We start from the raw sequence: 14920 nt of genomic DNA, 5'->3' as shown, positions 1-14920 counted from the left end.
CGGCTTCCCGCGACCGACGGCTCACCGCCTCCTTTTTTGACAAACGTCCAAAAAGGAGGTGTGCAGAATCTCCATTTGTATCATTGTGTCGCATCGATGCGGCAACGCAGCATAGGCAGGCGCACGCGCCGCGCGATGTGCTAGCAAGCTGCGAATCACGCGTTGAAAGCCATGGGGGCTTTCGGGGGAGACCATGTCGGAACATGACCTTGCCGCTGTCCGCACGGGGCGGTCGTTCTGATCTGCGGGAAATGCCATCGCCGATGCTGCCGTTGCTCCCTTGTCCGCATGGTCCGATGAAAGATTGCGAGCCGAAATTGCGTTTCCTTCTACCCTTGGCCTGCACCGCTCTCCTGCTTGCCGGATGCGGCGACAAGAAGGGAGACAAACAGTCGCCGACGCCCACCGTGGGCGTGATTGCCGCCCGCGCGGGACCGGTCGCGCTGACCGCGGACCTGGCGGGGCGGACGCAGGCGTCGGAAGTGGCCGAAGTGCGGCCCCAGGTATCGGGCATCGTCATGGCGCGGCTGTTCGAGGAAGGCAGCAACGTGCGCGCGGGCCAGCCGCTCTATCAGATCGATTCGCGCCTCTATGCGGCATCCCAGCAGCAGGCGAGCGCCGCGCTGACCAACGCGCAGGCATCGGTCGAAGCCAGCCGCCTGAAGGCGGAGCGCTATCGCGTGCTCGCCGAGGAAGGCGGGATCAGCAAGCAGGACGCGGCGGATGCCATCGCCGCCTATAATCAGGCGCGCGCGCAAGTGGCGCTCAACCGCGCCTCGCTGGCTTCCGCCAACGTCAACCTGGGCTTCACCCGGATCACCTCCCCGATCAGCGGCCGGATCGGCCGGTCGGCCGTGACCAAGGGCGCGCTGGTGACATCCAATCAGGCCGATGCGCTGGCCAAGGTGCAGCGGCTCAATCCGATCTGGGTCAACATCCAGCAATCGAGCACCGATTTCATGGCGCTGCGCCGCTCGATGGACGCCGGACGCATCGCGGCGGGATCGACGCCGGTGCGCATCATCCTGTCGGACGGCAGCGAATTTCCGGTCGAGGGCAAGCTGAACTTCGCGGATATCGACGTGAACGAGCAGACCGGCACGGTCACGCTGCGCGCCACCGTGCCCAATCCGCGCGGCGATCTGCTGCCCGGCCTGTTCGTGCGCGCGCGCGTGGGCCAGGGCACCGTGCCTGACGGCATCCTCGTCCCGCAAACGGCCGTCACGCGGTCTCCGCGCGGCACCGCCACCGTGCTGGTCGTCAACGCCAAAAGCATGATCGAAACGCGGAACGTAACCGCGGATACCGCCGTCGGCACGAACTGGCTGATCACCAGCGGCCTCAAGCCCGGCGAGAAGATCGTGGTCGAAGGGCTGCTCAAGGCCCGCCCCGGCGCGAAGGTGAAGGCGGTGCCGGCGGGCAGCAAGGCAGCGGAAGAGGGTGGCGGGAAAGGTGCCGGCGCGCCGGCCGCCGCTGGCAAGTAAACGCCGTGCTGTCCAAATTCTTCGCGCATCGCCCGATCTTCGCCTGGGTCATCGCCATCGTGGTGATGGCCGCGGGCGGGTTCTCGATCACCACGATGGCGGTGGAGCAATATCCCGACATCGCGCCGCCGACCGTCTCGATCAACGCAAGCTACAACGGCGCGGACGCGCAGACGATCGAGAACAGCGTGACCCAGGTGCTGGAGCAGCAGCTCAAGGGCATCGACGGGCTGCTCTATTTCACGTCCAGCAGCAGCAACGGTTCGGCGCAGATCACGGTAACCTTCGAAAAGGGCATCAATCCCGATACCGCGCAGGTCCAGGTCCAGAACGCGATCGCGCGCGGCGTCACGCGGCTGCCGCAGATCGTGCAGCAACTCGGCGTGAACGTGAACAAGGCGCAGGCCGACCAGCTGATGGTCGTCTCGCTCTATGACACCAGCGGCCGCAGCGACAACGCGGACATCGCCGACTATCTCGCCACCCATTTCCAGGACCCGATCTCGCGCGTGGAAGGCGTGGGCAGCGCCGACATCTTCGGCTCCCAGTACGCCATGCGCATCTGGCTCGATCCCAACCGGCTCAACGCGGTCAAGCTGATGCCGGCCGACGTGATATCGGCATTGCAGGCGCAGAACACGCAGGTTTCGGCCGGCGAGATCGGCGCCCTGCCCTCGCAGCCGGGCCAGCGCCTCAACGCCACGGTAACCGCACGATCGCGCCTGGAAACGATCGACCAGTTCAAGGCAGTCGTGCTCAAGACCCAGGCCGATGGCTCGACCGTCACGCTGGGCGATGTCGCCCGCGTCGAGATGGGGCAGGAGAATTACGGCTCGATCAACAAGTTCAACGGCGCCGCCGCCACCGGCCTTGCCATCAATCTGGCATCGGGCGCCAACGCCATGGCCACCGCGCAGCTGGTCAAGGAAAAGGTCGCCGAACTGTCGACCGAACTGCCCGAAGGCTATGCCGTCGCCTATCCGCGCGACAGCAGCACGTTCGTGAAGATTTCGATCGAGGAAGTCGTCTGGACGCTGATCGAGGCGATCGGGCTGGTCGTGGTGGTGATGTTCGTGTTCCTGCAGAACTGGCGCGCCACGCTGATCCCCGCGATCGCCGTGCCGGTGGTGCTGCTGGGCACGTTCGGCGTCCTCGCCGCCGTGGGCTATTCGGTCAACACGCTGACCATGTTTGGCCTCGTCCTCGCCATCGGCCTGCTGGTCGACGATGCCATCGTGGTGGTCGAGAACGTCGAACGCGTGATGCACGAGGAACACCTGCCCCCGCTGGAGGCGACGGTGAAATCCATGGGCGAGATCACCTCGGCGCTGATCGGCATCACGCTGGTGCTGACCGCCGTGTTCATCCCCATGGCCTTCTTCGGCGGATCGACCGGCGTGATCTATCGCCAGTTCTCGGTCACCATCGTGTCCGCCATGGCGCTGTCGGTGATAGTCGCGCTGACGCTGACGCCGGCGCTGTGCGCCACGCTGCTGAAGGAGCACGAGAAGCCGCGCGGATGGTTCTTCGCCAAATTCAACCGCAGCTACGAAAGGCTGGAAGGCGGCTATCGCAGCCGGCTGCTGCGGGTGGTGAGCCGGCCGCTTCCAGGCATGCTGGTGTTCGGCGGCATCTGCCTGGCCATGGCGCTGCTCTATGCGCGGCTGCCCACCAGCTTCCTGCCGGACGAGGACCAGGGCAACCTCTCGCTCAGCTACACGCTGCCCGCCGGATCGACCATCGAACAGACGCAGGCCGTGGCGGACCAGCTTTCGGATTACATCAACCGCACGGAAAGCCACAACATCCAGGCCGTGTTCACCGTGGTCGGCCGGGGCCAGGGCGGTAGCGGGCAGAACACCGGCCAGGGTTTCATCCTGCTCAAGCCGTGGGACGAACGGGTGGGCCGCGAGAACAGCGCCTCCGCGATCGCGCAGCGCATCAACAAGCACTTCGCCTCCTCGCGCGATGGGCAGATCCTCGTCCTTTCGCCGCCGGCCATTCGCGGGCTGGGCAACGCCTCGGGCTTCGAGATGTGGCTGCAGGACGCCGAAGGACAGGGCACCGCCGCGCTCACCGCCGCGCGCAAGCAACTGCTCGCGCAGGCGGACGACGAACCCCGCCTTGGCCAGGTACGCTTCAACGGCCTTGAAGACACGCCGCAACTCAAGGTGAAAGTGGACGACGCCGCGCTCACCGCGTTCCAGATCACGCCCGCCAATGTCAATTCCACGCTCTCGACCGCGTGGGGCGGCACGTATGTGAACGACTTCATCGATCGCGGCCGCGTCAAGCGCGTCTATGTCCAGGGCGATGCGCCGTTCCGCAGCCAGCCGTCGGACCTCAGCCAGTGGTTCGTGCGCACCGCCAATGGCGACATGGCGCCTTTTTCGGCCTTTGCCGAAACGAGCTGGACCGTGGGCGCGCCGATCCTGCGGCGCTTCAACGGCATTTCCGCGCAGCAGGTGCAGGGCGCGCCGGGGCCGGGCACCAGTTCCGGCGATGCCATGAACGTGATCGAGAAAATGGCGAGCCAGCTCGACGGCGGGTTCACCGTCGCGTGGAGCGGCCTGTCCTATCAGGAGCGCCGGTCGAGCAGCCAGGCGCCGGTGCTCTATGCCGTGTCGATCTTCTTCATCTTCCTGTGCCTTGCCGCGCTCTATGAAAGCTGGTCGGTGCCGTTCTCGGTCCTGCTGGTCATTCCGCTGGGCGTGATCGGCGCAGTGCTGGCGGTAACGCTGCGCGGGTTCGACAACGACATCTATTTCCAGGTGGCGCTGCTCACCACGATCGGCCTTTCCGCCAAGAACGCGATCCTGATCGTCGAATTCGCCGAAGCCGCCTTGCGCAACGGCGTGCCGCCGCTCGAAGCCGCGCTTGAGGCCGCGCGGCTGCGCTTTCGCCCGATCATCATGACCAGCGTGGCCTTCATCGCCGGCGTGGTGCCGCTCGTGATCGCCAGCGGCGCGGGCGCGAACGGGCGGCGCGCCATCGGCACCGGGGTGATGGGCGGGATGCTTTCGGCCACGGCGCTGGCGATCTTCCTCGTCCCGCTGTTCTTCGTGCTGGTGAAGCGCTGGTTCGTGCGCAAGGCCGCAACCACGCCCGCGCCCGCAGCCGGGCAGGAGGCCGGAGCGTGAACCGCCGCCTTCTGTTCGCCACGCTGCCGCTCGCCGCACCGATGGCGATCCTGGCCGGGTGCAACATGGCGCCCAAATACGTCCGCCCCGAAGCGCCCGTCGCCCCCGCGCTGCCGCAGGGAGAATCCTATCCCGTGCTGGCCGCCGGCGAGACGCGGATCGACGAGATCGGCTGGCGCGATTTCTTCCTCGACGACCGGCTGCGGCAGGTGATCGCGCTGTCGCTCGCCAACAACCGCGACCTGCGCGTGGCCGTGGCCAACGTGGAGCAGGCGCAGGCGCTCTATCGCGTGCAGCGCGCCGCCCTGTTCCCCACCGTCGCCGCCACCGCGACGGGATCGGAAGCGCGCACCAACGGCTTCACGGTCGATACCCTGTCCACCGGCATCGGCATTTCATCGTTCACGCTCGACCTGTTCGGCCGGCAGCGCAATCTTACGCAGGCGCAGTTCCAGACCTTCCTCGCCACCGACGAAGGGCGCAAGGCCACGCAGATCACGCTCATCGCCGAAGTGGCGACCGCGTGGCTGACCTATGCCGCCAACGCCGATCTGCTGCGCGTGGCGCAAGAAACGCTGCAATCGCGCGAACAGAGCCTGGCGCTGACGCAGCGGCGCGAGGCCATGGGCATCGACACCCGGCTCGACATCGCGCAGGCACAGACCGCGCTCCAGACCGCGCGATCGGACGTGGCCGACTACAAGACCCGGCTGGCGCAGGCGCGCAACGCGCTGGAGCTGCTGACCGGCGCCCCAGTCACCGAGGCCATGCTGGCGGACACGCTGGGCAACGGCGGGCAGACGCTTGCCACGCTGCCGGTCGGTCTCTCCTCCGGCGTGCTGCTGCAACGGCCAGACGTGCTCGGCGCCGAACGCCGGCTGCGCGCGGCCTATGCCAACATCGGCGCGGCGCGCGCGGCGTGGTTCCCCACGATCTCGCTGACGGCCGCGCTCGGCGTCGCCTCGGGCAGCCTTTCCGGCCTGTTCAACAATGGCGATTTCCGCTGGAACGCATCGGGCAACGCCAGCGAGACCGTGTTCGACGCTGGCGCGCGCAGCGGCAACCTCGCCTCGGCCAAGGCCGCGCGCACCGCCGCCGTCGCCACTTACGAAAAGGCGATCCAGACCGCGTTCAGCGAAGTGGCCAACGCGCTCGCCCGGCGCGGCACGATCGACGACAAGCTGGCCGCGCAGCTCGCGCTGACGGATAGCGCCGGTCGCGCCCTCACCCTGTCGCAATCGCGCTATCGCAACGGGATCGACACGTACCTGGCCACGCTGGACGCGCAGCGCACGCTCTACAGCGCGCGCCTCAGCCTCGTGAACACGCGGCTGGCGGCGGCGAGCAACATGGTGGAGCTGTACCGCAGCCTGGGCGGCGGGCTGAATGCGGAACCCACGCGACCCTAAGCTGCGCTAGGCTGGCCGCTTCTTGAGCAAGGCGCTGCGCAGGCAGCGGCACACCACCTCGTCGCGCTGGTTGATCAGCTCGTGCGTGAAGGTGACGATGCCCGCGCCCGGCCGGCTTTTCGATTCCTTCAGATCGGCCACCTCGCTCGTCGCGCGCATGGTGTCGCCGATGAACACCGGCTTGGGCATGACCAGCTTGTCATAGCCCAGGTTGGCGACCAGCGTGCCCAGCGTGGTATCGCCCACGGACAGGCCGACCATCAGCGCGAAGGTGAAGGTGCCGTTGACGAGGATCTGGCCGAACTCACTCGCCTTCGCCGCTTCCAGATCGATGTGCAGCGGCTGCGGGTTGTGCGTCATGGTCGAAAACAGCAGGTTGTCCGTCTCGGTCACGGTGCGGCGGATGTCGTGCTCGATCCGGTCGCCCACTCTCCATTCGTCGAAAAAGCGGCCTGCCATCAGCCTTCCTCCTTATCCACGCGCACCAGCAGCGCCTCGACCTGCACTTGCGCGCCGGCGGAGACGGTCAGTTCGGCCACGGTCCCGTCGAACGGCGCGGTCAGCGCGTGCTCCATCTTCATCGCTTCCAGCACCAGCAGCTTCTGCCCCTTGGCCACCGTGTCGCCCACCGCGACATCGACCGAGATGACCTTGCCGGGCATGGGGGCGAGGATGGCGCCGTCGGAGGCCGCGCCACCGGCGTGGCCTTCGGTCCGCGCCAGCCGGACAAGGAAGCGTTCGCCCTGTTCGTCTATGGCGGTCTCGGCTTCAGCCGGCCAGTCATCGAACGCCGGCTCTTGGGGCAGGTCGATCGCGTAGTGCCGCCCGAACTGGTCGGTCAGGCGCGCCTCAAGCCGGGGCTCGGCTCCCAGCCGCAGCCCGGACCGGCTGGTCCACGGGGTCTGCCCCGGCGTGCCCACCAGCCGCATCGCGGCATAACCGAGTTGTTCCGCCGAAGGCTCGGCCCGCGCCGTCAGCATCTCCAGATTGCGCTCGATCAGACCGGTATCGACCACGCCCGCTTCAAACCCGGCATGGCCAAGCAGCCGCCAGAGGAAGCCCTTGTTCGTCACCAGCGGACCGACCACGCCATCGGCCAGCGCATCGCGCAGCCCGGCGATGGTCTCGGCGCGGCTGTCCCGATGGACGATGACTTTGGCGATCATGGGATCGTAGAACGGAGAGATCGCGGCGCCGGCCTCCACGCCGGTGTCGATTCGTGCCTGCGCTTCGGAGAAATGGAAGCTGTCCACACGGCCGATGCTCGGCAAAAACCCCTTCGCCGGGTCTTCCGCATAGAGCCGCGCTTCCATCGCCCAGCCGTTGATCGAAAGCTCGTCCTGCCGTTTGGGCAGCGGCTCCCCGCTCGCCACGCGCAACTGCCATTCGACCAGATCGACGCCGGTGATCATCTCCGTCACCGGATGTTCGACCTGGAGCCGCGTGTTCATTTCCATGAACCAGATGCGGTCCGCGCGCAGCCCTTCGGAACCGTCGGCGATGAACTCGATCGTGCCCGCACCTTCGTAGTCCACGGCCTTCGCCGCGCGCACCGCGGCCGCGCAGACCGCTTCGCGCGTCGCTTCGTCCATGCCCGGCGCGGGGGCTTCCTCGATCACCTTCTGGTGGCGGCGCTGGAGCGAGCAATCGCGCTCGAACAGGTGGACGACGTTGCCGTGGCTATCCCCGAACACCTGCACCTCGATATGCCGGGGCGAAAGGATGTACTTCTCGATCAGCACGCGGTCGTCGCCGAACGAGGACGCCGCCTCGCGCTGGCACGAAGCGAGCGCATCGGCGAAGTCCTCCGTCCGCTCCACCCGGCGCATGCCCTTGCCGCCACCGCCGGCCACCGCCTTGATCAGCACCGGATAGCCGATCGCGTCGGCTTCGGCCTGGAGCCGGGCGGGCGACTGGTCCTCGCCCAGATAGCCGGGCGTGGTCGGCACCCCGGCCGCGATCATCAACTTCTTGGCCGCGTCCTTCAGCCCCATGGCGCGGATCGAGGACGGCTTCGGGCCGACCCAGACCAGCCCCGCCGCGATCACCGCCTCGGCGAATTCGGCGTTTTCCGAAAGGAAGCCATAGCCCGGATGGATCGCCTCCGCGCCGGTGGCCCGCGCGGCATCGATGATGCGCTGGCCCACGAGATAGCTCTCGCGCGCCGGAGCCGGCCCGATATGCACGGCCTCGTCCGCCTCGCGCACATGCAGCGCCTTGGCATCGGCATCGGAATAGACCGCGACCGTGCGTATCCCGAGACCCCGGGCGGTGCGGATGACGCGGCAGGCGATTTCGCCGCGATTGGCGATGAGAAGGGACTGGATCATGGCCATTACATCCTGAACACCCCGAAGCGGGGCACCTCCGGAACCGGGGCTTCGAGCGTTGCCGCCAGCGCCAGCCCGAGCACGTCGCGCGTCTGGGCGGGATCGATCACGCCATCGTCCCACAGGCGGGCGGTGGCGTACCAGGGGTTGCCCTCGTCCTCGTACTTCTGGCGGACCGGGGCCTTGAAGGCTTCGGCTTCCTCCGCCGTCCACGTCGCGGCATCGCGATGGACCGTGGCCAGCACCGAGGCGGCCTGTTCGCCGCCCATCACGCTGATCCGGCTGTTGGGCCAGGAAAACAGGAAGCGCGGCTCATAGGCGCGGCCGCACATGCCGTAGTTCCCGGCGCCGAAGCTGCCGCCGATCAGCACGGTGATCTTGGGCACGCTGGCGGTGGCCACCGCCGTCACCAGCTTGGCGCCGTGCTTGGCGATGCCCTCGGCCTCGTACTTGCCGCCGACCATGAAGCCCGAGATGTTCTGGAGGAACAGCAGCGGAATGCGGCGCTGGCACGCCAGCTCGATGAAATGCGCACCCTTCTGCGCGCTTTCGGAAAAGAGCACGCCGTTGTTGGCCAGGATCGCCACCGGCATGCCCCAGATATGGGCGAAACCGCAGACCAGCGTGGTGCCGTAATGCGCCTTGAACTCGTGGAACTCGCTGCCATCCACCAGCCGCGCGATCACTTCCTTGACGTCATAGGGCGCACGCACGTCCTCGGGCACGATCGCGTAGAGTTCTTCCGGATCGTACTTCGGCGGGCGCGGTTCGCGGCGGGCGATGCCAGCATCCCCCGCCGATCCCAGATGCGAAACGATGTCGCGCACGATGGTCAGCGCGTGCTCGTCGTTCTCGGCCAGGTGATCGACCACCCCGGACTTGCGCGCGTGGAGATCGCCGCCGCCCAGATCCTCGGCACTGATCTCCTCGCCGGTGGCGGCCTTCACCAGCGGCGGACCGGCCAGGAAGATCGTGCCCTGCTTGCGCACGATCACCGTCTCGTCCGACATCGCCGGCACATAGGCGCCGCCCGCCGTGCAGCTGCCCATCACGCAGGCGATCTGCGGCACGCCTTCGGCGCTCATGTTAGCCTGGTTGAAGAAGATGCGGCCGAAGTGATCGCGATCGGGAAAGACCTCGGCCTGGTGCGGCAGGTTGGCCCCGCCGCTGTCGACCAGATAGACGCACGGCAGCCGGTTCTGGCGCGCGATGTCCTGCGCGCGCAGGTGCTTCTTGACCGTCAGCGGGTAATAGGTGCCGCCCTTCACCGTGGCATCGTTGGCCACGATCACGCACTGGCGACCCGATACGCGCCCGATCGCGGTGATCACGCCCGCACCCGGCACCTCGTCGCCATAGAGGCCGCCAGCAGCAAGCTGGCTCAGTTCCAGCAGGGGCGAACCCGGATCAAGCAGCCGTTCCACCCGCTCGCGCGGCAGCAGCTTGCCGCGCGCGACATGCCGTTCGCGCGATCGCGCATCGCCGCCCAGCGCGGCCTTGGCCACGCGATCGCGCAAGTCTCGCGCCAGCGCGCGGTTGTGCGCTCCGCGCGCCTGCGCCTCGGGGCTGGAAAGGTCGAGATTGCTGGAAAGGATCGGTGCGGTCACAAGCCTTCGATCTCCGGTCCGATCACCGATACGCGTTCGCCGTACCGGCTGTTGGGGAAGTAATCCCACACCGCATGGTGCTGGGTGGCGACATTGTCCCAGATGACCAGCGTGTTCGTTTCCCACCGCACGCGGCACTGCGCGGTCAGCGTGGTCTCGATATGCTGGAAGAACATCTCCATCAGGGCGCGGTTTTCGAGGTGCCCAAGCCCCTCGATCCGCGTGGTGAAGCCGCGATTGATCCACAGCGTCGGCCGCCCGGTCACGGGATGGCGGATCACCAGCGGATGCACCGTCTTGTTGTAATGCGTGCCGGCGGCCGGCTCTATCCCGTAGATCGTGCGATAGGGGAACGCGCCATCGTGCGTCGCGCGCAGCGACCGGGCGAGCGCCTGCACCGGCGCGGACAGCCGCGCGTAGCATTCGGCCATGCTCGCATAATAAGTATCCCCACCGCCACCATCGGGCATCTCGTGCATGTAGAGCAGCGAGGCGGCGATCGGCGCGGGATCGCAGCTTACGTCGGTATGCCAGCCTTCGCCCGCGGTTGTTTTCGACTGTGCGTTGGTGCGCACCGGATAGACGGCCGGGTCTTCGGCCCCTCGCGCCACGCTCAGCGCGTGGACATGCAGTTCGCCCGTGCCGAAAAGCCGCGCGATCGCCTTGTGCGCCGCGCGATCGAGCCGCTGGTCGCGCACCACCAGCACCATGCGTTCCGCCAGCAACGTGCGCAGCCAGTCCTCGCCCGCCGCATCCAGCCGGGTCAGGTCCAGCCCAGTGATCTCGGTGCCGATTACGGGGTTAAGCTGGTCCAGCATGACTCCCGCCGGAGCCTTGCTCCGGGCATTGATGGCATTCATGGGCATTCCTCCACCTGCATGGCCAGGCGATCAGGCGGCTCCGATCAATTCCCGCCCGATCAGCATGCGGCGAACTTCGTTCGTGCCGGCGCCGATGTCGAGCAGCTTCGCATCGCGCAGATAGCGTTCGACCGGCCAGTCCTTGGTATAGCCCGCCCCGCCCAGCGCCTGCACCGCCTCGCCCGCCGCGCGGAACGCGTTTTCGCTGGCCAGCAGGATCGCGCCAGCCGCGTCGAAGCGCGTGGTCTGCCCGGCATCGCAGGCGCGCGCCACGGCATAGACATAGGCCCGCGCCGATTGCAGCGCGACGTACATATCGGCGATCTTGGCCTGCATCAGCTGGAACGCGCCGATCGGCTTGCCGAATTGCTTGCGTTCGCGAACATAGGGAATGACCGTGTCGAGGCAGGCCTGCATGATGCCCAGTTGCAAGCCGGCCAGCACCACGCGCTCGTAGTCGAGGCCCGACATCAGCACGCCCACGCCGCCGTGCAGCGGCCCCATCACGTTCTCTTCGGGCACGAAACAATCGTTGAACACCAGTTCCGCCGTGGGCGAGCCGCGCATGCCCATCTTGTCGATCTTCTGACCGATCGAGAAGCCATCGAAGTCCTTCTCGATCAGGAACGCGGTGATCCCGCGCGATCCCGATTCCGGAGCGGTCTTGGCATAGACAACCAGCGTATCGGCATAGGTCGCGTTGGTGATCCAGAACTTGGTGCCGTTGAGCACGTATCCGCCCGACGTGGCATCGGCGCGCAGCTTCATGCCGACCACATCCGACCCGGCGCCCGCTTCCGACATGGCGAGGCTGCCGACATGCTCGCCCGAGATCAGCCCGGGCAGGTATTTCGCCTTCTGCGCATCCGTGCCCCAGCGGCGGATCTGGTTGACGCAAAGGTTGGAATGCGCGCCATAGGAAAGGCCGATCGAGGCCGACGCCCGGCTCACTTCCTCCACCGCGATCACGTGATCGAGATAGCCCAGGCCCAGGCCGCCCCATTCCTCTTCCACGGTGATGCCGTGCAGGCCCAGTTCGCCCATCGCCGGCCACAGCTCGCGCGCGAACCAGTCCTCCGCGTCGATTCTCGCCGCCAGTGGCGCGATCTTCTCGTCGGCGAAGCGCGCGGCGCTTTCGCGGATCATCAGGGCGGTTTCAGGCAGGCCGAAATCGAAATCAGGCGTCGCGCGCACGGCATCCTCCCAGGGCTCGCCCGGATACGCTGGAGACAGCGCATCCCGCAGCCATCAGCAATCGACGGGACAAGCCGCGTCCGGACATAGCCCGGCACATCTTCTCCCACGCCGCTTGATACCATCGATGATATTGCCGGTGAAATTGAAACATCGCACGAAGTTCGATAGATAAAATCTATGATAAAACGCACCCATCTGCGGCAGTTCCTGGCGGTTGTGGAAACCGGCGGGTTCACCGCCGCCGCCCGCCGCATCAACGTGACGCAACCCACGCTGTCGGTGGGAATCGCCGAGCTGGAACGGCTGGTCGGCGCGCCGCTGTTCGTGCGCGACCGGCGCAACGTGCGATTGACCGAGGCCGGCAACCGCCTGCTGGCCCACGCCCGCGCGATCGAGCGGGAATTCCGGCTGGCCGAAGCCAGCCTGCGCAGCGAAGCCGACCTCGCCCCGCCGCTGCGGCTGGGTGTGCTTGCGTCGCTGCCGACCGCCTTCCTGACCCGGTTGAGCGCGCGCTTCGCCGGGCCGGAACCGCTGGTGCTGACCGAGGGGAGCGACGCGGAACTGCGGCGCAAGCTGGGCGAAGGGCAGATCGACGCCGCGCTGACCCTGCTGCGCGAAGGCGAGGATGCCCGGCCGATCATCGACGAAGGCTATCGCATGATGCTGCCGGCAAGCCACCGGCTGGCGGGGCGCGCCACGCTCGATCCCGCCGAACTGGCGAGCGAAACCATGATCGCGCGCCGGTCCTGCGAACTGCTTGCCGAAACCAGCCGCTTCTTCACGCAGCGCGGGGTGCGGCCCCGCTTCCTGCTGCGCAGCGCCAACGACGATCGCTGCATGGCGCTGGTGCGCGGCGGCATGGGCGTGACCACCGCGCCGGAATCGCTTCGTTGCGAAGGCGTCGTCGCCGTGCCGCTGGACGGCTACGATTTTCGCCGGCGCATCGGCCTGATAGACGGCAAGACGCAGCGCGACGATACCCGATCCGCCGTGCTGCTGGCTTGCGACAGCGCGATCGCCTGAATCTGTCCGGGGTTTCGCCGATCAGCTGCCCTGCCAAACCGCCCAGCCGACGATGGCCCAGAGCGTGAGCGACAAGATCAGCGGCGCGGTCATGCGCAGCGCCGCCAGCGCGACGCGCGCGCGGTGACGCCACCGCGCGGCGGAGGTGAATTCAACGTCCGGCGCGCTTGCGCCGTCGGTGGATGAGAGGGATACATCGAACGGGTATTGGCATTCGGCTGGCATGGGCGGTCTCCAATCCGCAATATGCCTGCTGGGTGCGCCCGTTTGCCTATGCGCCCCCTCCGCGCTGCCCCTCAGGAGAAATACGGGGGGCAAGAGCGGAACCGCTAACCACGCATCGCGCTCTCGATCGGCTCCCCATGGACCGGATACCCCGCATCCTCGGGGATGGTCAGCCATCTCGCCCCGTCCCGCACCGCGACCGCAGGCGTGATCGTGACAACCGGCGTCGCCCGCGCGTGTTCGAGGCACGCAGCGAAGTCATCGAACTGCGCTAGCCGCTCAAGATTGCGCCGCGTCGGGAAGATCACCTGGATTTCGCCGGCTTCGGCCAGCCGCAGCGCCTCGCGCGCGCTGGCCCAGAACAGGTGCGTGTTCTCCGTGGCATCGACCGCCACATCCACCGCGCCCGTCCCCAGATCGGCAATGTAGAAGCGCGTATCGAAGATGCGGGGCGCGCGGTGCTTGGGCAACCATCGCGCGAACGGGGTCAGCCGGTCGAGCGCGAGTTGCCAGCCGAATGCCTCCAGCACCGGCGCGAGCGCGCCATGATCGATCAGCATCCGGCGGGCGGCCGCGGCCGTCTCCGCCGTCACGCTTCCCACCACGCCGATGGCCAATCCCGATTCTTCCAGCGTCTCGCGGATCGCCGCCACGCGCGCGGCGGCATCGTCCAGATCGAGATCGCCACGAACACGTTCCGCCAGATCGTAGTCCGCCCGGTCGATCCTGCCGCCGGGGAACACCGTGGCGCCTCCCGCGAACCGCATCGCGCCAGAGCGTTCGAGCAGCAGCACCTGCGCCGCGCCGCCGGCCGGATCACGGCGGAACACCACCAGCGTTGCCGCCGGAATGGCGAGAGGCAAATCATCGGCGTCGTCGAAATCTTCCATGCAATCCCAGCCATCCCACGGGTATTTTGCGGCATCATGCTCGTGCCACCGCAGCTTGCCAAGCTGCCCCTTTTCTCGGGGTGTCGGAAACCTTGACAATGGAGCGAAATGGGAGGCGGCGTGTCGTGCCAAAACCTCCATTTTCAAGGGCATTTGAAAACTGGCACGGGTCATGCTTATGATGAGATGTCCCGAGAATAGTCTTCTTGAGGGGCGGAACCCGACCTGGTCTCCCAAGGGTTCCGCCTCTTCCCGGGCTTCCTCCCCACCGACGCTGGCACAGAAAAAACGCGGCCCATCCGGAGATGGAGCCGCGTTCATTCGATTGGCAACCGATGTAAAACGATCTGTCGGATAATTTTACATCCGCAGCGTACGCGCCCGATCACACTGCCGAAATAGCGTCACTGCGCGGAAACGCCCGAATCCTGCAACAGCTGCTGCAATTCGCCGTCCTGGAACATTTCCATCATGATGTCCGAACCGCCCACGAACTCGCCCTTGACGTAGAGCTGCGGGATCGTCGGCCAGTCCGAGAATTCCTTGATGCCCTGGCGGACTTCCATGTCCTGCAGCACATCGACGCTGGCGTATTCCACGCCCAGGTGATCGAGGATGGCGATCGCCTTGCTGGAAAATCCGCATTGCGGAAACAGCGGCGTGCCCTTCATGAAGAGGACAACGTCGTTGCCGTTCACGATCTCGGCGATACGGGCCTGCGTGGCATTCTGGGTCGACATGGCGGAGGAATCCTT

12 protein-coding genes are annotated in these 14920 nt (G+C 66.9%); 4 read left to right on the top strand and 8 right to left on the bottom strand.

All coding sequences use genetic code 11. The features are described 5' to 3' along the window. Nucleotides 1-317 precede the first annotated feature (317 nt). From FA702_RS13555 to FA702_RS13545, 3 genes are read left to right on the top strand one after another with little or no spacing between them, the layout of a single operon-like run. Complete coding sequence (locus FA702_RS13555; protein ID WP_255504572.1) at nt 318-1484, top strand: efflux RND transporter periplasmic adaptor subunit; 1167 nt, start codon at nt 318-320, stop codon at nt 1482-1484. Nucleotides 1485-1489: 5 nt separating this feature from the next. Beyond that, entirely contained in the window at nt 1490-4624 is a 3135-nt protein-coding gene (locus FA702_RS13550; protein ID WP_136956555.1) for an efflux RND transporter permease subunit, read from the top strand. After that, complete coding sequence (locus tag FA702_RS13545; protein ID WP_370385473.1) at nt 4621-6033, top strand: efflux transporter outer membrane subunit; 1413 nt, start codon at nt 4621-4623, stop codon at nt 6031-6033. The genes FA702_RS13550 and FA702_RS13545 overlap by 4 nt, the downstream gene beginning before the upstream one ends. A gap of 6 nt (nt 6034-6039) precedes the next feature. On the opposite strand, the gene FA702_RS13540 is transcribed toward FA702_RS13545, so the two are convergent. The 5 genes from FA702_RS13540 to FA702_RS13520 are packed head-to-tail and all read right to left on the bottom strand — an operon-like array spanning nt 6040 to nt 12024. Next, complete coding sequence (locus tag FA702_RS13540; protein WP_136956554.1) at nt 6040-6492, bottom strand: MaoC family dehydratase; 453 nt, start codon at nt 6490-6492, stop codon at nt 6040-6042. Continuing rightward, complete coding sequence (locus FA702_RS13535; protein ID WP_136956553.1) at nt 6492-8363, bottom strand: acetyl/propionyl/methylcrotonyl-CoA carboxylase subunit alpha; 1872 nt, start codon at nt 8361-8363, stop codon at nt 6492-6494. The genes FA702_RS13540 and FA702_RS13535 overlap by 1 nt, the downstream gene beginning before the upstream one ends. 5 nt (nt 8364-8368) lie before the next feature. Beyond that, complete coding sequence (locus tag FA702_RS13530; protein WP_136956552.1) at nt 8369-9970, bottom strand: carboxyl transferase domain-containing protein; 1602 nt, start codon at nt 9968-9970, stop codon at nt 8369-8371. After that, a complete protein-coding gene (locus tag FA702_RS13525; RefSeq protein ID WP_168196064.1) occupies nt 9967-10830 on the bottom strand; it encodes a TauD/TfdA family dioxygenase in 864 nt (287 codons plus the stop codon). Before FA702_RS13525 ends, FA702_RS13530 begins: the two co-directional genes overlap by 4 nt. Before the next feature lie 30 nt (nt 10831-10860). Further along, on the bottom strand, nt 10861-12024 hold the full coding sequence (locus tag FA702_RS13520; protein ID WP_136956550.1) for an isovaleryl-CoA dehydrogenase: 1164 nt from the start codon (nt 12022-12024) through the stop codon (nt 10861-10863). 180 nt (nt 12025-12204) lie between these two features. On the opposite strand from FA702_RS13520, the gene FA702_RS13515 reads away from it, so the two are divergent. Next, the gene (locus tag FA702_RS13515; RefSeq protein ID WP_136956549.1) at nt 12205-13050 is read left to right on the top strand and encodes a LysR family transcriptional regulator; all 846 of its coding nucleotides are present in this window, start codon (nt 12205-12207) and stop codon (nt 13048-13050) included. 21 nt (nt 13051-13071) lie between these two features. Here the strand turns inward: FA702_RS13515 and FA702_RS13510 are convergent, their stop codons facing one another. The 3 genes from FA702_RS13510 to grxD form a co-directional block, all read right to left on the bottom strand. Then, nucleotides 13072-13275: a hypothetical protein gene (locus FA702_RS13510; protein WP_136956548.1), complete on the bottom strand. Its 204-nt coding sequence runs from the start codon at nt 13273-13275 to the stop codon at nt 13072-13074. A 104-nt stretch (nt 13276-13379) separates the two neighbouring features. Further along, nucleotides 13380-14165 carry an NUDIX domain-containing protein gene (locus FA702_RS13505; RefSeq protein ID WP_210417541.1) on the bottom strand — a complete coding sequence of 262 codons (786 nt, stop codon included), beginning with the start codon at nt 14163-14165 and terminating at the stop codon, nt 13380-13382. 404 nt (nt 14166-14569) lie between these two features. Beyond that, complete coding sequence (gene grxD, locus FA702_RS13500) at nt 14570-14905, bottom strand: Grx4 family monothiol glutaredoxin (protein WP_124809371.1); 336 nt, start codon at nt 14903-14905, stop codon at nt 14570-14572. Nucleotides 14906-14920 lie beyond the last annotated feature (15 nt).

The organism is Novosphingobium sp. EMRT-2 (assembly GCF_005145025.1).
Taxonomy (GTDB): Bacteria; Pseudomonadota; Alphaproteobacteria; order Sphingomonadales; family Sphingomonadaceae; genus Novosphingobium.
The sequence above is the reverse complement of the archived record's forward strand: the minus strand, read 5'-3'. Positions and strand labels throughout refer to the sequence as shown.

Bases quoted from the DNA above. Each gene is read 5' to 3' on its own strand.
- FA702_RS13505 (WP_210417541.1), bottom strand. From the start codon at position 14,165: ATGGAAGATTTCGACGACGCCGATGATTTGCCTCTCGCCATTCCGGCG.
- FA702_RS13510 (WP_136956548.1), bottom strand. From the start codon at position 13,275: ATGCCAGCCGAATGCCAATACCCGTTCGATGTATCCCTCTCATCCACC.
- FA702_RS13525 (WP_168196064.1), bottom strand. From the start codon at position 10,830: ATGAATGCCATCAATGCCCGGAGCAAGGCTCCGGCGGGAGTCATGCTG.
- FA702_RS13540 (WP_136956554.1), bottom strand. From the start codon at position 6,492: ATGGCAGGCCGCTTTTTCGACGAATGGAGAGTGGGCGACCGGATCGAG.
- FA702_RS13515 (WP_136956549.1), top strand. From the start codon at position 12,205: ATGATAAAACGCACCCATCTGCGGCAGTTCCTGGCGGTTGTGGAAACC.
- grxD (WP_124809371.1), bottom strand. From the start codon at position 14,905: ATGTCGACCCAGAATGCCACGCAGGCCCGTATCGCCGAGATCGTGAAC.
- FA702_RS13535 (WP_136956553.1), bottom strand. From the start codon at position 8,363: ATGATCCAGTCCCTTCTCATCGCCAATCGCGGCGAAATCGCCTGCCGC.